This is a genomic window from Burkholderia sp. BCC1996, assembly GCF_905339955.1.
Taxonomy (GTDB): Bacteria; Pseudomonadota; Gammaproteobacteria; order Burkholderiales; family Burkholderiaceae; genus Burkholderia.
This window is the reverse complement of the sequence record NZ_CAJPHM010000003.1, coordinates 282,845-299,883: the sequence shown is the minus strand read 5'-3', so window position 1 is coordinate 299,883 and position 17,039 is coordinate 282,845. Positions and strand designations below refer to the sequence as shown.

General features: G+C 68.4%; 16 protein-coding genes. 10 read left to right on the top strand and 6 right to left on the bottom strand.

Annotation, left to right across the window (positions count from 1 at the left end):
- Positions 1–131 precede the first annotated feature (131 nt).
- The 3 genes from U4Z64_RS05595 to U4Z64_RS05585 form a co-directional block, all read right to left on the bottom strand.
- Complete coding sequence (locus U4Z64_RS05595) at positions 132–947, bottom strand: endonuclease/exonuclease/phosphatase family protein (protein ID WP_124486665.1); 816 nt, start codon at positions 945–947, stop codon at positions 132–134.
- Positions 948–952: 5 nt separating this feature from the next.
- Positions 953–1,441, bottom strand: a complete 489-nt coding sequence (locus U4Z64_RS05590) for a hypothetical protein (protein WP_321819431.1) — start codon at positions 1,439–1,441, stop codon at positions 953–955.
- 147 nt (positions 1,442–1,588) lie between these two features.
- Complete coding sequence (locus tag U4Z64_RS05585) at positions 1,589–2,317, bottom strand: nitroreductase (protein WP_321819430.1); 729 nt, start codon at positions 2,315–2,317, stop codon at positions 1,589–1,591.
- 227 nt (positions 2,318–2,544) lie between these two features.
- On the opposite strand from U4Z64_RS05585, the gene U4Z64_RS05580 reads away from it, so the two are divergent.
- The 10 genes from U4Z64_RS05580 (at position 2,545) to U4Z64_RS05535 (ending at position 13,911) form a co-directional block, all read left to right on the top strand.
- On the top strand, positions 2,545–3,525 hold the full coding sequence (locus U4Z64_RS05580; protein WP_044848851.1) for an AAA family ATPase: 981 nt from the start codon (positions 2,545–2,547) through the stop codon (positions 3,523–3,525).
- A gap of 151 nt (positions 3,526–3,676) precedes the next feature.
- Positions 3,677–4,786: an NAD(P)/FAD-dependent oxidoreductase gene (locus U4Z64_RS05575; protein ID WP_321810931.1), complete on the top strand. Its 1,110-nt coding sequence runs from the start codon at positions 3,677–3,679 to the stop codon at positions 4,784–4,786.
- Positions 4,787–4,958: 172 nt separating this feature from the next.
- Complete coding sequence (locus U4Z64_RS05570) at positions 4,959–5,270, top strand: high-potential iron-sulfur protein (protein WP_021163765.1); 312 nt, start codon at positions 4,959–4,961, stop codon at positions 5,268–5,270.
- A 188-nt stretch (positions 5,271–5,458) separates the two neighbouring features.
- Positions 5,459–6,766 (top strand): MFS transporter, encoded by a 1,308-nt coding sequence (locus tag U4Z64_RS05565; protein WP_321819429.1) that lies wholly within the window; start codon positions 5,459–5,461, stop codon positions 6,764–6,766.
- Between the two features lie 314 nt (positions 6,767–7,080).
- Positions 7,081–8,709, top strand: a complete 1,629-nt coding sequence (locus U4Z64_RS05560) for an ABC transporter substrate-binding protein (RefSeq protein ID WP_044848854.1) — start codon at positions 7,081–7,083, stop codon at positions 8,707–8,709.
- A gap of 117 nt (positions 8,710–8,826) precedes the next feature.
- On the top strand, positions 8,827–9,837 hold the full coding sequence (locus U4Z64_RS05555) for an ABC transporter permease subunit (RefSeq protein ID WP_044848855.1): 1,011 nt from the start codon (positions 8,827–8,829) through the stop codon (positions 9,835–9,837).
- Between the two features lie 4 nt (positions 9,838–9,841).
- Entirely contained in the window at positions 9,842–10,759 is a 918-nt protein-coding gene (locus tag U4Z64_RS05550; protein ID WP_044848856.1) for an ABC transporter permease subunit, read from the top strand.
- A gap of 2 nt (positions 10,760–10,761) precedes the next feature.
- Complete coding sequence (locus U4Z64_RS05545; protein WP_044848857.1) at positions 10,762–11,760, top strand: ABC transporter ATP-binding protein; 999 nt, start codon at positions 10,762–10,764, stop codon at positions 11,758–11,760.
- On the top strand, positions 11,757–12,773 hold the full coding sequence (locus U4Z64_RS05540) for a peptide ABC transporter ATP-binding protein (RefSeq protein WP_124570738.1): 1,017 nt from the start codon (positions 11,757–11,759) through the stop codon (positions 12,771–12,773). Before U4Z64_RS05545 ends, U4Z64_RS05540 begins: the two co-directional genes overlap by 4 nt.
- The gene (locus tag U4Z64_RS05535) at positions 12,766–13,911 is read left to right on the top strand and encodes a TraB/GumN family protein (protein ID WP_321819428.1); all 1,146 of its coding nucleotides are present in this window, start codon (positions 12,766–12,768) and stop codon (positions 13,909–13,911) included. The genes U4Z64_RS05540 and U4Z64_RS05535 overlap by 8 nt, the downstream gene beginning before the upstream one ends.
- Positions 13,912–14,481: 570 nt before the next feature.
- Here U4Z64_RS05535 and pxpA read toward each other — a convergent pair.
- From pxpA to pxpB, 3 genes are read right to left on the bottom strand one after another with little or no spacing between them, the layout of a single operon-like run.
- The gene (pxpA, locus tag U4Z64_RS05530) at positions 14,482–15,246 is read right to left on the bottom strand and encodes a 5-oxoprolinase subunit PxpA (protein ID WP_044848860.1); all 765 of its coding nucleotides are present in this window, start codon (positions 15,244–15,246) and stop codon (positions 14,482–14,484) included.
- Between the two features lie 54 nt (positions 15,247–15,300).
- The gene (locus U4Z64_RS05525) at positions 15,301–16,368 is read right to left on the bottom strand and encodes a biotin-dependent carboxyltransferase family protein (protein ID WP_124520540.1); all 1,068 of its coding nucleotides are present in this window, start codon (positions 16,366–16,368) and stop codon (positions 15,301–15,303) included.
- Positions 16,365–17,021 carry a 5-oxoprolinase subunit PxpB gene (gene pxpB, locus U4Z64_RS05520; RefSeq protein ID WP_321803238.1) on the bottom strand — a complete coding sequence of 219 codons (657 nt, stop codon included), beginning with the start codon at positions 17,019–17,021 and terminating at the stop codon, positions 16,365–16,367. The genes U4Z64_RS05525 and pxpB overlap by 4 nt, the downstream gene beginning before the upstream one ends.
- Positions 17,022–17,039: the final 18 nt, after the last annotated feature.

The following is a 17,039-nucleotide window of genomic DNA, read 5'->3' as shown; positions in this document are numbered from 1 at the left end:
CAACGGTCGCCAGCGAGCTTCGCGCCGCGAACACGCGGGTCCGGAACGCGCACGCTTTCGAGCCGGTCAGGCAGGTGAACCGGCCGCTGCGATATGCGCTTCGGTAGTCGCGGGCATGCGGTGCTGCCGCGTCACTGCGAATCGAGGCGCAGCCGCGCGATATACGGCAGGTGGTCCGACAGCCACGCGGTTTCGCCGGACGGCGCCTGCCATTCGAGCGGCGTCAGCCCGCGCACGAACATCTTGTCGAGCGCGAGCGCCGGGGAGAACGCGGGGAACGTGCGGCCCGACTCGCCGAGCAGCGTCGCGACTTCGGACAGCCCGATCTCGGCGAACAGCGCGACCGAATCGTTGCGCCAGTCGTTGAAGTCGCCGGCGAGCACGAGCGGGTCGTCGCCCGCGTTGCGCACGATCCAGTGCGCGATCCAGTGCATCTGGCGCAGCCGCGCCGCACGCGTGAGCGCGAGGTGCGCGCACAGGAGCGTGACGGGCCGCGCGCCGGCGAGCGTCGCGCGCGCGACCAGCAGCCCGCGCCGCTCGAAGCGGTGCGCGGAGATGTCCCAGCGGCCGCCGAGGTCGAGCGGGTGCGGCGACAGGATCGCGTTGCCGTGCCGCCACGACGGCTTGAACACGTTCGGTCCGAGCGCGATCTGCCAGTCGAGCGCCTGCGCGATCTCGGTGGCCTGGCAGTGCCACACGTCGTCGACCGCGTCGTCCATCGGCGCGCCGAAGCCGGGGGCGAGCATCGGGCGCGGCATGCGGCGCGCCATCGCTTCCTGCAGGAAATACACGTCGGCGTGCGTCGACTGCATCCAGTTGCGCATCGCGTTCCATGCGGTGAAGCCGAGCGGCGAGCGGCCCTTGTGCAGGTTCCAGCTGACCGCGGTGATTTCGTCGGGCGCGGCGTGCGGTTCGGCGAACGGCAGGGACAGGGCGTCGGCGGACATGGCGCTCAGTCCTTCGCGACGTGCGCGCGCACGCGGTAGACGAGATGCGGGCGCTGCTCGACGAGCGTCCAGTCGGTCCATGCGTCGTCGCCGACCGACAGCCCCGGATGGCTCGCGACGATTTGCCGCGGCGACGCGGGCACGCACGGATCGCTGCGCGTCGCGTTTTCGTCGTCGAGGGTTTCCTGCACGTCGAGCGCGAGCGACACGGTGCGGGCGGCGTCGTCGACGGTGAGCGGCGCGACCGTCACCGAGCGCGAGCGCTCGGTCGGCACGACGCGCGCGGCGTTGCCGCAGCCGACGGGCACGGCGGACGGATAGCGATGGGTGTCGGTGCGGGTCTGACCGACGGTGGTGCGTTGCTGGAACGTGTCGATCGTCTGACCGTCGCGCACCACCTGGATCTCCCATGCGACGGCTGCCGGTGCGGCGCTCTGCGCATGGGCCGCGAGCGCGGCGCTCGCGAGCAGGACGGCCAGGCCGTGTTTCAGCATGAAACTTCTCCGGAAACGCGGGGGTAGCGGGGAACGGACGCACATCTTACGCCCGATCGATCCGGACGGTCGCGTGACACGATGCGTCGCCGCGGGTTCGCAGCACGATTTGGTCCTGATCGAAAGGTAGGTGCGCGTCACGCGTTTTCAAGCGAAAAAGCGCGCGAACTCGGCGACGCTCGCGCGCTCGGTGACGAGGCGGTTCTCGATCGCGTGCGGGTCCGCATGGCCGAGCGACATCCCGCACACGAGTTGCTCGTTGGCCGGGATGCCGAGATGCTCGGCGACGATCCGGTGGAACGGCACGAACGCGGCTTGCGGACAGGTGTCGAGGCCGCGTGCGTGCGCGGCCGTCATCACGCCCTGCAGGAACATCCCGCAGTCGAGCCATGCGCCGTGCGTCATCACGCGGTCGAGCGTGAAGAACAGCGCGACCGGCGCATCGAAGAAACGGAAGTTGCGCGCATGCTGCGCGTGCATGCGGGCCTTTTCGTCGCGGCCGATGTTCAACAGACCATACAGGTCCCAGCCGACCTTGCGGCGCCGGTCGAGGTACGGCGACACCCATTCGCGCGGATAGTAGTCGTACTCGGCGACGTATTTCTCGTCGCGCGCCGGATCGTCGTATGCCGCGGTGAGGGCCGCGGCGAGCGCGTCGCGGGTCGCGCCGGTCGCGACGTACACGTGCCACGGCTGGATGTTGGTGCCCGACGGCGCGCGGCTCGCGGCTTCGAGGATCGCCTCGAGCGTGTCGCGCGGCACGGGCGTCGGCAGGAACGCGCGAATCGCGCGGCGCGACTTGAGCGCGGCGTCGACAGCGTCGATGGCGTGGATCGCGTCGGGATCGACGCGCGAGACAGCAGCGGGGACGGACATCGGCAACCCTTGGAGACGAAGCGCGCGGCGCCGCGCGGGCGCCGTGGCGAGGCCGGCGCGACGGCCGGTGAACCATCGATCATACGCCGCGCGGCGCGACGCCGCAGCGCGCGCACGGTGTTAGCAGCAGACCGCGGTGGCTGCTTGCTTGCACGCCGATGCGGGATCGCTACACTGAAATCGTAAGGGTCTGATGATCGAGTGACGGCAGCAGCGGCGAGGTTGGTATGACGACGGCGATGGTGAAACAGGAACTGGCGGTGGCGTCCTTCAGCACGGTGTACGACCTCGAGCAGGTCGAGACCGCGTTGAACGAGCTGAACGAGAGCGCGAGCGACGCACTGCGCGCTACCTACGAGCGGATGCTCAAGACCGGCAATCTGCGCTTTTGCGTGAAGCCGAACCGGATGCCGTCGTTCGACGAACTCGGCGACGCGCTGCCCAATTTCACCGAGCCCCTCGACGACGTGCGCAAGCAGGTCGCGCTGTGCCTCGAGACGGACGACCGGCTCGAACTGATGCCGATCCTGCTGCTCGGGCCGCCCGGCATCGGCAAGACGCATTTCGCGAAGGCGCTCGCGCAGCTGCTCGGCACCGCGTACCACTACGTGCCGATGAGTTCGCTGACGGCCGGCTGGATCCTGTCGGGCGCGTCGTCGCAATGGAAGAACGCGAAGCCCGGCAAGGTGTTCGAAGCGCTCGTCAACGGCAGCTACGCGAACCCGGTGATCGCGGTCGACGAGATCGACAAGGCGGGCAGCGACGCGCAATACGATCCGCTCGGCGCGCTGTACGCGTTGCTCGAGCACGACACCGCGCGCGCGTTCGTCGACGAATTCGCCGAGGTGCCGATCGATGCGGGCAACGTGATCTGGGTCGCGACCGCGAACGATGCGCAGGCGATTCCGGAGCCGCTGCTGAACCGGATGAACGTGTACGAGATCGCGCCGCCGGACGCGGCCGGCGCGCGCCGGATCGCGCAGACGATCTACGACGAGATCCGCACGTCGCACGCGTGGGGGCGGCGCTTCCCCGACACGCTCGACGACGACGCGCTCGACGTGCTGGCCGCGACGCCGCCGCGCACGATGCGCCGTGCGCTGCTGCATGCGTTCGGCGCCGCGCGGCTCGACGGCCGGGACGTGATCGCACCGTCCGACATCCGCGCCGACGAGGGCGCGGCGAAGCGCCGGCCGATCGGGTTCTGAGCCGGCGGCGCGCGCCTCGCCGCGGCCTGCGCGCTTCGTGCCGTGCGGCGCGGCGCACGCGACATGCCGATGCAAGCGCGTTCGGCAGGCGGGCGAACCGGGACGTACAATTCTCTTCTCTCCCCTCGACGCGTGAGCGACGCGAAACGCCATGGAGCAGATGGATTGTGTGGTGATCGGCGCGGGTGTCGTCGGTCTTGCGATTGCGCGGGAGCTGGCCGCGCGCGGACGCGAAACGATCGTGCTCGAGGCGGCCGACGCAATCGGCACGGGCACGAGCTCGCGCAACAGCGAGGTGATTCACGCGGGGCTCTACTACGCGCGCGGCTCGCTGAAGGCGATGTCGTGCGTGCGCGGGCGCGACCTGCTGTATGAGTTCTGCGAGACGCGTCACGTGCCGCACCGGCGCGTGGGCAAGCTGCTCGTCGCGACGAGCACCGCGCAGGTGAAGCAGTTGAAGGCGATCGCCGCGCGCGCGGCGGAAAACGGCGTGCTCGACCTGATGCCGCTCACGCGCACCGAGGCGCAGACGCTCGAGCCCGCGCTCGATTGCGTGGAGGCGCTGTTTTCGCCGAGCACCGGCATCGTCGACAGCCACCAGCTGATGCTCGCGCTGCTCGGCGACGCGGAGCGCGACGGCGCGGTGTGCGCGCTGAAATCCCCGGTCGAGTCGATCGACGTGTTGCGCGGCGGCCGCTTCGTCGTGCGCACCGGCGGCGACGCGCCGACCGAAATCGAGGCCGCGTGCGTGATCAACAGCGCGGGCCTCGGCGCGCAGGCGCTCGCGCGCCGCACGCGCGGCCTCGATCCGCGCTGGGTGCCGCCGCTCTATCTCGCGCGCGGCAACTACTTCAGCCTGTCCGGGCGCGCGCCGTTCTCGCATCTCGTCTATCCGATGCCCGACCGCGCGGGGCTCGGCGTGCATCTGACGCTCGATCTCGCCGGGCAGGCGCGCTTCGGCCCGGACGTCGAGTGGGTCGATGCGCTGCGCTACGAAGTCGATCCGGCGCGCGCGCCGGCGTTCTACACGTCGATCCGCACGTACTGGCCCGACCTGCCGGACGACGCGCTGCAGCCGGCCTACGCGGGGATCCGGCCGAAGCTCGCGGGGCCCGGCGAGCCGCCGGCCGACTTCATCGTGCAAGGCACGGCGCAGCACGGCGTGCGCGGCCTCGTGAACCTGTTCGGCATCGAGTCGCCGGGGCTGACCGCGTCGCTCGCGCTCGCGCAGCGCGTCGCCGACATGACGTCGCATGGCTGACGCTCACGGCCCGCATCCGTGCGGGCCGGCCGTGCGAAACCCCGGGCGAGACCCGTGTGAAATCCCTTATCTCCGGCATTTCGGCGCGCACATTCATGCGCTTGAGCGTTATTCTGTTGCACGGCCGTCGCCAGAACGGCTTTCAAACCGATAACGTTGGAGCGAGTCCCCCATGAAAACATCCCGTCGGAGTTTCCTGATCACGAGCATCGGCGCCGTGTCCGCGCTGGCGCTGTCGCGCGAAGCGCTGGCCGATGCGCCGATGCTGTCGGAAACGGATCCGACCGCCGTGGCGCTCGGCTACAAGGCCGATGCGACGAAGGTCGACAAGACGAAGTATCCGAAATACGCAGCGGGCCAGGATTGCGCGGCCTGCATGCTGTACCAGGGCAAGAAGGGCTCGGCGTCGGGCCCGTGCGGTGCATTCCCGGGCAAGCAGGTATCGGCGAAGGGCTGGTGCAGCGCATTCTCGAAGATGGGTTGATGCCCGCGGCGGCATCGTGCGATGCCGCAATGTGGCGAAAACCGCAAAACGCCCGCCATCGGACGATGGCGGGCGTTTTTTATGCTTGAAAACGGTTCCGTCGCTTTCTACACTCGCTGCAAACCAACGCGCCGCGGCCCCTCCGCGCGCCGCGCCCGATACGGCGGATTCACGAGAACGAGGCTCGCATGGCGACGATTGCGAATTCAACGAAAACGATCCGGCCCGAGCGCGCGCTGAACCGCCGCGCGGTAGTCGCCGCCGTGATCGGCAACGCGCTCGAGTGGTACGACTTCACGGTGTTCGGCTTCATGACCGTCGTGATCGCCGAACTGTTCTTCCCGACGACCAGCGAATACTCGTCGCTGCTCTTGACCACCGCGACCTTCGGCGTCGCGTTCTTCATGCGCCCGATCGGCGGCATCGTGTTCGGGCTGTACGCCGACCGCGCGGGCCGCAAGGCCGCGCTGTCGCTCGTGATCCTGCTGATGACGGCCGGCATCTTCCTGCTCGCGATCGCGCCGCCCTATGCGGCGATCGGCATCGGCGGCCCGCTCCTGATCGTGCTCGGCCGCCTGTTGCAGGGCTTCTCGGCGGGCGGCGAATTCGGCAGCGCAACGGCGCTGCTGATCGAAGCCGCGCCGTTCTCGAAACGCGGCTTCTACGGCAGCTGGCAGATGGCGAGCCAGGCGGGCGCGCTGCTGATCGGCGCGCTCGTCGGCGCGGCCGTCACGCGCGGGCTGTCGCACGACGCGCTGCGCAGCTGGGGCTGGCGCGTGCCGTTCATCCTCGGGCTCGTGATCGGCCCGATCGGTTTCTACATCCGCCGTCATCTCGCCGATTCCGAAGCGTTCCTGCATGCGCAGCAAAGCGCACGCCGCGCAACGCTCGGCGAAGTGTTCACGCGCCATCCGCGCGAGGTGCTGTGCGGGCTCGGCTCGGTGATCGCGCTGACGGTGACGGTCTACGTGCTGATCAGCTATCTGCCGACCTTCGCGGTGAAGCAGCTGAAGCTGCCGTATGCGCAATCGTTCTATGCGGTGATCATCGGCAACCTGCTGCTGATGGTGCTGTCGCCGGTCGCGGGCGCATGGTCGGACCGCATCGGCCGCAAGGGTCTGTCTTTGTGGTCGCTCGGGCTGACGCTCGTGCTGATGTATCCGCTGTTCGCGTGGCTCGACGCGGCGCCGAGCATCGCGCGGCTGATCGTGGTGCAGGCCGTGCTGTCGGTGACGCTCGCCGGCTATTACGGGCCGTTCGGCGCGATGATCGCCGAGCTGTTCCCGGCCAACGTGCGCTCGACCGGGCTGTCGATCGCGTACAACGTCGCGGTGATGCTGTTCGGCGGTTTCGGGCAGTTCATCGTCACGTGGCTGATCAAGGTGACGGGCACGCCGCTCGCACCGACCTATTACGTGATGGCGGGAATCTCACTGTCGATCGTCGCGGTCGCGTTCGTGCCCGCGCGCAGCGCGGATCTCGACGCGCCGGCCTGACGGTTGCATTGCATCGCATGCATCGTTTCGGAAGCCGCAACGATGTGCGGACTGGCTGCGAACACGGCGCGACAACCCTCTGCGTTCGCGCCCGAATTGTTTAGTTGTCGAACGAAACATGCGCGGGATGAACGAAATGGCCGCTCGCGCGCGCAGAGGCACTTTTCGCGTGTGCAAGACATCGGCAAAAACCCGCGTGGATGCGCGTCTAGAAGAGTTTTTTCTCCAGCTTGTTGCAAAATCGCTAGCTCAAGTAATATCCGCGTACCCGGCCCCCAGGGGGACCGGTTCCGATCTGGAGACCTGGAGGAAACATGGAATACAACCGTCTGTTGCACACCCTGCGTGTTACCGCCATCGCAGGCGTGGCAGCGGCATCGCTCGGCGTCGCGGGTTCTGCATTCGCACAGATCCCGAACAAAACGCTCGTCTACTGCTCAGAAGGCAGCCCGGCGGGTTTTGATTCCGCGCAATTCACGACCGGCGTCGATTTCACCGCCGCCACGTTCACCGTCTACAACCGCCTCGTCGAATTCGAGCGCGGCGGCACCAAGGTCGAACCCGGCCTCGCCGAGAAGTGGGACGTCTCGTCCGACGGCAAGGTGTACACGTTCCACCTGCGTCATGGCGTGAAGTTCCACACGACCGACTTCTTCAAGCCGACGCGTGAATTCAACGCGGACGACGTCGTGTTCTCGTTCGAGCGCATGCTCGATCCGAACAATGCGTTCCGCAAGGCCTACCCGGTGTCGTTCCCGTACTTCACCGACATGGGCCTCGACAAGCTGATCACGAAGATCGAGAAGGTCGATCCGTACACCGTGAAGTTCACGCTGTCCGAGCCGAATGCGCCGTTCATCCAGAACATGGCGATGGAATTCGCGTCGATCCTGTCGGCCGAGTACGGCGACCAGCTGATGAAGGCCGGCAAGGCCGCCGACATCAACCAGAAGCCGGTCGGCACGGGCCCGTTCATCTTCCGCAGCTATACGAAGGACGCGACGATCCGTTTCGATGGCAATCCTGATTACTGGAAGAAGGGCGCGGTGAAGCTGTCGAAGCTGATCTTCTCGATCACGCCCGACCCGGGCGTGCGCGTGCAGAAGATCAAGCGCAACGAGTGCCAGGTGATGAGCTATCCGCGTCCGGCCGACATCGCGGCGCTGAAGGCCGACTCGGGCATCGACATGCCGTCGCAGCCGGGCTTCAACCTCGGCTACCTCGCGTACAACGTCGAGCACAAGCCGGTCGACAAGCTCGAAGTGCGTCAGGCGCTCGACATGGCGATCAACAAGAAGGCGATTCTCGAATCCGTCTATCAGGGTGCCGGCCAGGCCGCCAGCGCGCCGATGCCGCCGACCCAATGGTCGTACGACAAGAACCTGAAGATGGCCCCGAACGACACCGAGAAGGCGAAGGCGCTGCTCGCGAAGGCCGGCTATCCGAACGGTTTCGACATCACGCTGTGGGCGATGCCGGTGCAGCGCGCATACAACCCGAACGCCCGCCTGATGGCCGAGATGATCCAGGCCGACTGGGCGAAGATCGGCGTGAAGGCGAAGATCGTCACGTACGAGTGGGGCGAGTACATCAAGCGCGCGCACACGGGCGAGCAGGACACGATGCTGATCGGCTGGACGGGCGACAACGGCGACCCGGACAACTGGCTCGGCACGCTGCTCGGCTGCGAGGCGATCAAGGGCAACAACTTCTCGCACTGGTGCTACAAGCCGTTCGACGACCTGATCCAGAAGGGTCGCACGACGACGGGCCAGGACGCGCGCACGAAGATCTACACGCAGGCCCAGCAGATCTTCGCGCAGCAGCTGCCGTTCTCGCCGATCGCGAACTCGACGGTCTACCAGCCGGTACGCAAGAACGTGGTCGACATGCGCATCGAGCCGCTCGGCTATGCGCGTTTCGACGGTGTCAGCGTGAAGTAACCGGCCTGGCGTAAGCTGTCGTCTTGAGAAGACCGGCTTGAAATCATCCGGCGACGAGGGGCCAAAAGCCCCTCGTCGCCGGTCGTACATTTCCCACAAGAAAATACGAGACGCATCATGTTCACATTCGTGTTGCGCCGCGTGGGCATGGTGATCCCGACCTTCATCGGCATCACCATCCTGGCGTTTGCGCTGATTCACCTGATACCGGGCGACCCCATCGAAGTGATGATGGGCGAGCGTGGCGTCGATCCCGCGATGCATGCGGAGGCCATGAAACGCCTCGGGCTCGACCAGCCGCTGCCCCTGCAGTACATCCACTACATCGGCCGGGCGCTGCATGGCGACCTCGGCACGTCGATCATCACCAACACCAGCGTCGCGGGCGAATTCTTCGCGCGCTTCCCGGCGACCGTCGAACTGTCGCTGTGCGCGCTCGTGTTCGCGCTCGCGGTCGGGCTGCCGGCCGGCGTGATCGCCGCGCTGCGGCGCGGCTCGGTCGTCGATCATGGCGTGATGGGCACCGCGCTCACCGGCTACTCGATGCCGATCTTCTGGTGGGGGCTGATCCTCATCATGGTGTTTTCGTCGTACCTCGGCTGGACGCCCGTGTCGGGCCGCATCGCGGTCGAATACGATTTCCCGCATCCGACCGGTTTCATGCTGATCGACGCGCTGCTCGCACCCGACGAAGGCGCGTTCAAATCGGCCGTCAGCCACCTGATCCTGCCGGCGATCGTGCTCGGCACGATCCCGCTCGCGGTGATCGCGCGGATGACGCGCTCGTCGATGCTCGAAGTGCTGCGCGAGGACTACATCCGCACGGCGCGCGCGAAGGGGCTGTCGCCCGTGCGCGTGGTCGTCGTGCATGCGCTGCGCAATGCGCTGATCCCGGTCGTCACCGTGATCGGCCTGCAGATCGGCACGCTGCTCGCGGGCGCCGTGCTGACCGAGACGCTCTTTTCGTGGCCCGGTGTCGGCAAGTGGCTGATCGATGCGATCGGCCGCCGCGACTATCCGGTCGTCCAGGGCGGCATCCTGCTGATCGCGACGCTCGTGATCGTCGTGAACCTGGTCGTCGACCTGCTGTACGGCGTGCTGAATCCGCGCATCCGCCACACGAGGTAATCCCATGAGCAATCTGCAAAACACCCTGCCGAGCGAATCCGCGCCGGCCGGCGGCCGTGCGCTCGCGCTGCGCGAGTTCTGGGCCAATTTCTCGCGCAACCGCGGCGCCGTCGGCGCCGGCATCGTCGTGCTGGTGCTGATCCTCGTCGCGCTGTTCGCGCCGCTGATCGCGCCGCACAGCCCGGTCGAGCAATACCGCGACTACGTGAAGATCCCGCCCGCATGGCTCGCGGGCGGCAACTGGCAGTTCATCCTCGGCACCGACGAAGCGGGCCGCGACATCCTTTCGCGCCTGATGTTCGGCGCGCGCATGTCGTTCTGGATCGGCTTCGTGTCGGTCGTGCTCGCGCTGATCCCCGGCATCGTGCTCGGGCTGATCGCCGCGTTCTTCCAGAAGTGGGCCGACACGCCCGTGATGCGCATCATGGACGTGCTGCTCGCGCTGCCGTCGCTGCTGCTCGCGGTGGCGGTCGTCGCGATCATCGGCCCGGGCCTCACCAACACGATGTTCGCGATCGCGATCGTCGCGCTGCCGGCCTACGTGCGTCTCACGCGCGCATCCGCGCTCGGCGAACTGCAGAAGGAGTACGTGACGGCGTCGCGCGTGGCCGGTGCCGGCACGCTGCGCCTGATGTTCTCGCAGGTGCTGCCGAACTGCACGGCGCCGCTGATCGTGCAGGCGACGCTCGGCTTCTCGTCGGCCATCCTCGACGCGGCCGCGCTCGGCTTCCTCGGCCTCGGCGTGCAGCCGCCGACCGCCGAGTGGGGCGCGATGCTCGCGTCCGCGCGCGACTACATCGACAACGCATGGTGGATCGTGACGATGCCCGGCCTGTCGATCCTGATTTCGGTGCTCGCGATCAACCTGCTCGGCGACGGGCTGCGCGACGCGCTCGATCCCAAACTGAAGCGGATGGCGTGACCATGAGCCAAGATCTACTGACTATCCGCAATCTCGCGGTGAACTTCAACGGCCTGCCCGCGGTCGACCGGATCAACCTGTCGATCGCGCCGGGCGAGGTGGTGGGCGTCGTCGGCGAATCGGGCTCGGGCAAGAGCGTGACGATGATGGCGCTGATGGGCCTGATCGATGCGCCGGGCAAGGTGACGGCCGACGAGGTCACGTTCAACGGCGTGGACCTGCTGAAGGCGTCGCCGAAGGCGCGCCGCAAGATCGTCGGCAAGGACATCGCGATGGTGTTCCAGGACGCGCTGACGAGCCTGAACCCGAGCTACACGGTCGGCTACCAGATCAAGGAGGTGCTGAAGCTGCACGAAGGCCTGCGCGGCGACGCGCTCCACCGGCGCGCGCTCGAGCTGCTCGACCAGGTCGGCATTCCGGATGCGAAGAACCGCATCACGGCGTTCCCGCACCAGATGTCGGGCGGCATGAACCAGCGCGTGATGATCGCGATGGCGGTCGCGTGCAACCCGAAGCTGCTGATTGCCGACGAGCCGACCACCGCGCTCGACGTGACGATCCAGGCGCAGATCATGGACCTGCTCGTGAAGCTGCAGAAGGAGCGCGGGATGGCGCTCGTGCTGATCTCGCACGACCTGGCCGTCGTGTCGGAGGTCGCGCAGCGCGTCGCGGTGATGTATGCGGGCGAGGTCATCGAGACCAATCGCGTGCCGGACATCTTCCGTGCGCCGCATCATCCGTATACCGAAGCGCTGCTCGCGGCGATTCCCGAGCACAATCAGGGGGCGCGTCGCCTTGCCGCATTGCCGGGCATGGTGCCGGGCCGCGATGATCGCCCGTCCGGGTGCCTGTTCGCGCCGCGCTGCAAGTACGTCGTCGACGATTGCCGCAAGGCGCGTCCGGCGCTCGATACGCTGGTGCCGGCCAACGATGCGATGCGCGCGCGCTGCATCAAGCCGCTCAATGTTTCCAACCTCGACCTGACGGGAGGCGCACGATGAATGCAGTCCACGAAACGCCTCGCGTGCCGCACGACGAGGAAGCGGTGCTGGTCGCCGACCGGCTCGCGAAGCACTACACGGTCAAGCGCGGGATGTTCGGGCAGGGCACGGTGAAGGCGCTGAACGGCGTGTCGTTCACGCTCAAGCGCGGCAAGACGCTCGCCGTCGTCGGCGAGTCGGGCTGCGGGAAATCGACGCTCGCGCGCCAGCTCACGATGATCGAGACGCCCACCTCGGGCCACCTGACGATCGACGGCAAGGACGTGGCCGGCGCGAGCCGCGAGACGGTCGCCGACCTGCGCCGCCGCGTGCAGATGGTGTTCCAGAACCCGTTCGCGTCGCTGAACCCGCGCAAGACCGTCGAGCAGACGCTGTCCGAGCCGCTCGAGATCAACGCGAACCTGACGGCGGCCGAACGCGCGCAGCGCGTCGCGCAGATCATGCGCACGGTCGGCCTGCGGCCCGAGCACGCGAAGCGTTATCCGCACATGTTCTCGGGCGGCCAGCGCCAGCGGGTCGCGATCGCGCGCGCGATGATCCTCGATCCGCGGATCGTGGTCGCCGACGAACCGGTGTCCGCGCTCGACGTGTCGATCCAGGCGCAGATCCTGAACCTGTTCATGGACCTGCAGGAGCAGTTCAAGACGAGCTACGTGTTCATCTCGCACAACCTGTCGGTGGTCGAGCACGTCGCCGACGACGTGATGGTGATGTACTTCGGCAGCGTCGCGGAGCTCGGCGACAAGGCGACGATCTACGCGCATCCGCGCCATCCGTACACGCGCGCGCTGATGTCGGCGACGCCGGCGATCTTCGAGGAAGACCGCCGCGTGCAGATCAAGCTGCAGGGCGAGCTGCCGTCGCCGCTCAATCCGCCGTCGGGCTGCGCGTTTCACCAGCGCTGCCCGTACGCGGTCGAGCGCTGCCGCGTCGAGGAACCGCAGCTGCGCGACGTCGACGGACGCCGCGTGGCCTGCCATCGCGCCGAGGAGGTAGGGGAGGTGAATGCCTGATGGTTTGGCGGCGCGCGCGTCTGGCGTGCGCCGTTCGGGGGGCGGCCGCGCGCGCGTGATGCGCGCGTGCCGCAATGCACGGCGCTGGAGCGTGCGCACGGTCACGGGCGCGGCGCTGGCCGGCGCGTGCGTGGCGGCCAGCGTGCTGGTCCCGGTCGACGCCGCGCGTGCCGAACGGCGCGCGCCGGCGAGTTCGCCGATCCATCCGTCGCAGGTTCCGCCGCCCGGCATGAACCTGCCGGGCTTCCACGTGCCGTCCGTGTCGAACGGCACGGTCGCGCGCGGCACGGTGCGCGTGCAGCCCGCGCGCATGCCGTTCTATGTCGCGACCCGGGGCAGGGTCACGCTGTACGTGCTCGGCACGCTGCACACGGGCGACCCGTCCGACTATCCGCCCGCGCAGCCGTTCCGGCCGCGCATCCTCGCGGCGCTCGCCGCGTCGCCGACGCTCGCGCTCGAACTGTCGCCGGACGATCTCCTCGAATCGCAGGACGACGTGTCGAAGTACGGCGTGTGCCGCTACCCGTGCCTGCAGCGCCTGCTGCCCGAGCCGCAGTGGCAGCGCCTCGCGGCGCGCCTGCGCGGCAACCCGGCCGCGCTCGCGGAGATCCGCCGGATGCGGCCGTGGCTCGCGGCGCTGGTCGTCGAAACCTACGACTCGCTGGCGGCCGGCCTGCAGACCGAGTACGGCACCGAGGCGCAGCTGCAGAACGTGTTCCTGAAGAAGAAGGGCGGCCGCGTGATCGGGCTCGAGACGCTCGCCGAGCAGATGCGCGCGTTCACCGGGCTGACGCTCGCCGAGCAGCGCGAGATGCTCGCGCAGGACATGGTGCAGACCCCGGCGCAGAACGCCGACGACATCAAGGCGCTGCACCGGCTGTGGCGAATTGGCGACGCCGACGCGATCTCGGCGTGGGCGGTCGCGAAGAGCGAGCGGCTGGCCCGTTCCAAGGCGCTGTCGGCGTCGATCGACAACAAGATCCTGTACGAGCGCAATCGGCGCTTCGTTGCACGGATGACGGCAATCGCCGCGCCGAACCGGCCGGTATTCGTGGCCATCGGCGCGCTGCACCTGGGCGGCCCGCGCGGCGTGCTCGAATTGTTGCGCCAGCAAGGGTATCAGGTCGACGCGAACTGATTGCGCTGCGCACCGCGCGCCGATCCTCCCCTGTTTGATCGACGAGATGCACGCGCTGCGAGGCGCCCGCGCGGCCACGCGGCTCGATAAGGAAAACCCTCGAATCTTCAGGAAATAGCGTTTAAAACGATTGACATCCGGTTCGGCCAATCTCTATTCTTCATCCCACAAGTTGAAAAAATGAAAAGAATAGATAAGTTCTACGGGGTAGCAGAAAACAAAGCGCGGGGTTAGCGTAGCCGGCACGTATGTAACGTGCCGGCCGCGGAGTGTCTGCATGCACGGCGGGGCCAAACATCGTCGGCACAACAAATGCATGCGACAGACTTGCGGCATAAGCAACGTTCCGTCGTCCGACCGGGGGAAGCAGCAAGCGGGCGGCGGCGGACGTTTTTTGATCCGGAGCATGTTTCCGGTCACCGTCGACAGACGGTTTCGGGGGGCGAATCGACAGACGGCGAAGTCCGCGGCGATTGCGCCAACAGAAAAGCGCCACGAGGGCGCTTTTTTCTTTTGTGGCGGCGGTTTTTGGCCTGCGGCGGCTGAGCGCTTCAACGACGCGTCACGCCATCATGCGTCTTCCCCGGCCTGCAGCGCGCCGGGCGCGACGACGTCGACCCCCGCCGCTTCGAGCGCCGCGCGGATCCGTTTCGCGAACGCGAGCGCATGCGGGCCGTCGCCGTGCAGGCAGACCGTCTGCGCGTTGAGCGGCACCCACTCGCCGCTCACCGCCCGCACCTGCCGCTCGCGCACCATGTCGAGCGTGCGCGCGAGCACCGCATCTTCATCGTCGATCAGCGCGCCGGGCTGGCTGCGCGGCACGAGCGAGCCGTCCGCGCGGTAGCCGCGGTCGGCGAATACTTCCTCCACCGCGGCGAGCCCCGCGTGGCGCGCGGCCGCGACGAACACGCTGTTCGCGAGCCCGAACACGGCCAGCGACGGATCGAAGTCGTGGATCGCGGACACCACCGCGTCGGCGATCAGCGGGTCGCGCGCGGCCTGGTTGTACAGCGCGCCGTGCGGCTTCACGTGCGCGATGCGGCCGCCCTCGGCCTGCGCGATCGCCGACAGCGCGCCGAGCTGGTACAGCACGCCCGCATAGATGTCGCCGGCCGGCAGCTGCATTTCCTTGCGGCCGAAATTCTCCGGGTCGTGAAAGCTCGGGTGCGCGCCGATCGACACGCCTTTCTGCACGGCCCAGCGCACGCAGTCGCGCATCGCATTGGCGCCGCCTGCATGCCAGCCGCACGCGATGTTCGCCGACGTGACGAGGTCGAGCAGCGCCTCGTCCGATCCGCATCCTTCACCGAGATCGGCATTCAGATCGATTTCCATGATGTTCCTCGTCCACGGGTGCGTGGCGCGTCCTTCGTCCTGCTTCCGTCATTGTCACGCTGCGCGCGATTGCGCGCGGCGGCGCGTTTCCTCGCGCATCTCGATCGCGACGTCGATCTGGCGCAGATAGGCACGTTCTGCGACCAGGGCGGCGCGCGCGGCGTCGGGTGTCGTGCGCACGAAGCGGATCGGCAGGTTGAGCCGCGCCTGTGCGAGTTTCCAGAGATCCGCGCGGATCACCGTGCCGATCTTCGGATAGCCGCCGGTGGTCTGCGCGTCGTGCATCAGCACGATCGGCTGGCCGTTCGGCGGCACCTGGATCGTGCCGGGCAGCACCGCGTGCGACAGCAGCTCGACCGGCCGCTCGCGCACCAGTTCGGCGCCGGCGAGACGATAGCCCATCCGGTTGCTGTTCGCGGTGACGAGCCATTCCTCGTCCCAGAACGCCTGCTGCGAATCGGCCGCGAACGACGCGTAGTCGGGGCCCGGCAGCACGCGCACGGGCATCGCCCACGGCGCATGCGCGGGCCGGTGGCGGCGCGGCGGTTCGTCGACGCGCACGAACGCGCACCACGCGGGCGCCTTCACGCCGAATTCGGGCGCGTCGGCCGCGAGGCAGCCGGCGCCGGCCGGCGGCACGCCGACCGGCAGCCGGTCGCCGTCGCGCAGCGCGCGGCCGCCGAGGCCGCCGAAGCGCGACGCGAGATCGGTGCTGCGCGAGCCGAGCATCGGCAGCACGTCGATGCCGCCCGCGATGCACAGGTAGCCGCGCATGCCGCGTTTCGCCGCCGGCAGCACGAGCGTCTGGCCGGCGTCGACCGGCAGGCTCCACCAGGAATACACGGGCCGGCCGTCGAGCGTCGCGCCGAATTCGGTGCCGGTGATCGCGATGCGCGTCGCGCGCGTGAAGCGGAACGCGGCCGGCCCGATCGTGATTTCGACGGCCGCCGCGTCGGGGCGGTTGCCGACCAGCCGGTTGCCGACTTCGAGCGCGAGGCCGTCGAGCGCGCCGCCCTGCGCGACGCCGAGATGGCGCGTGCCGCGGCGGCCGAGATCCTGCACGGTCGACAGCGGGCCGGCGCGGACGACCTCGATCGTGCCCGGTGCGGTGTTCTGGCTCATGTCGCGTCGACTCCGGCAATGGTGAAGCGCACGCGGTCGCCGGGCAGCAGCAGCGTCGGCTGCGGCCGCGCCGGGTCGAACAGCACGTGCGACGTGCGGCCGATCAGCTGCCAGCCGCCGGGCGACGTGGCCGGATAGATGCCCGTCTGCGCGCCGCCGATGCCGACCGAGCCGGCCGGCACCTCGAGGCGCGGGGCCGCGCGGCGCGGCGTGTGCAGCGACGCATCGAGGCCGCCGAGATACGCGAAGCCCGGCTGGAAGCCGACGAAGAACACGACGTAGGCGCCGGCCGCGTGGCGCGCGACGACTTCGTCGGCCGACAGCCCGGTGTGCGCGGCGACGGCCGCGAGGTCGGGACCGGCGGCACCGCCGTATTCGACCGGGATGTCGATTTCCCGGCCGTCCGCGTGCTCGATATCGGCGGTTTCCCACGCGTCGCGCAGCGCCGGCGTGAGCGAGTCGGCCGTCGTGGCGAGCGCGTCGAACACGATCGTCAGGTTGTTCATGCCCGGCACGACGTCGATCACGTCGGGCCACGCGCGCGCGACCTCGGCGACGGCCCAGACGCGGCGCTGGCAATCGAGCGTGGCGGGCGGCGGTACCTCGCAGACGAGGGCGGCATCGCCGAGCGGATAAATGCGGGGTTGCGTCATCGGACTGGCACGGTTCGG

Excerpts from the sequence above, each read along its gene's own strand:
- U4Z64_RS05595 (WP_124486665.1), bottom strand. The coding sequence starts at position 947 with ATGTCCGCCGACGCCCTGTCCCTGCCGTTCGCCGAACCGCACGCCGCG.
- U4Z64_RS05590 (WP_321819431.1), bottom strand. The coding sequence starts at position 1,441 with ATGCTGAAACACGGCCTGGCCGTCCTGCTCGCGAGCGCCGCGCTCGCG.
- U4Z64_RS05585 (WP_321819430.1), bottom strand. The coding sequence starts at position 2,317 with ATGTCCGTCCCCGCTGCTGTCTCGCGCGTCGATCCCGACGCGATCCAC.
- U4Z64_RS05580 (WP_044848851.1), top strand. The coding sequence starts at position 2,545 with ATGACGACGGCGATGGTGAAACAGGAACTGGCGGTGGCGTCCTTCAGC.
- U4Z64_RS05575 (WP_321810931.1), top strand. The coding sequence starts at position 3,677 with ATGGAGCAGATGGATTGTGTGGTGATCGGCGCGGGTGTCGTCGGTCTT.
- U4Z64_RS05570 (WP_021163765.1), top strand. The coding sequence starts at position 4,959 with ATGAAAACATCCCGTCGGAGTTTCCTGATCACGAGCATCGGCGCCGTG.
- U4Z64_RS05565 (WP_321819429.1), top strand. The coding sequence starts at position 5,459 with ATGGCGACGATTGCGAATTCAACGAAAACGATCCGGCCCGAGCGCGCG.
- U4Z64_RS05560 (WP_044848854.1), top strand. The coding sequence starts at position 7,081 with ATGGAATACAACCGTCTGTTGCACACCCTGCGTGTTACCGCCATCGCA.
- U4Z64_RS05555 (WP_044848855.1), top strand. The coding sequence starts at position 8,827 with ATGTTCACATTCGTGTTGCGCCGCGTGGGCATGGTGATCCCGACCTTC.
- U4Z64_RS05550 (WP_044848856.1), top strand. The coding sequence starts at position 9,842 with ATGAGCAATCTGCAAAACACCCTGCCGAGCGAATCCGCGCCGGCCGGC.
- U4Z64_RS05545 (WP_044848857.1), top strand. The coding sequence starts at position 10,762 with ATGAGCCAAGATCTACTGACTATCCGCAATCTCGCGGTGAACTTCAAC.
- U4Z64_RS05540 (WP_124570738.1), top strand. The coding sequence starts at position 11,757 with ATGAATGCAGTCCACGAAACGCCTCGCGTGCCGCACGACGAGGAAGCG.
- U4Z64_RS05535 (WP_321819428.1), top strand. The coding sequence starts at position 12,766 with ATGCCTGATGGTTTGGCGGCGCGCGCGTCTGGCGTGCGCCGTTCGGGG.
- pxpA (WP_044848860.1), bottom strand. The coding sequence starts at position 15,246 with ATGGAAATCGATCTGAATGCCGATCTCGGTGAAGGATGCGGATCGGAC.
- U4Z64_RS05525 (WP_124520540.1), bottom strand. The coding sequence starts at position 16,368 with ATGAGCCAGAACACCGCACCGGGCACGATCGAGGTCGTCCGCGCCGGC.
- pxpB (WP_321803238.1), bottom strand. The coding sequence starts at position 17,021 with ATGACGCAACCCCGCATTTATCCGCTCGGCGATGCCGCCCTCGTCTGC.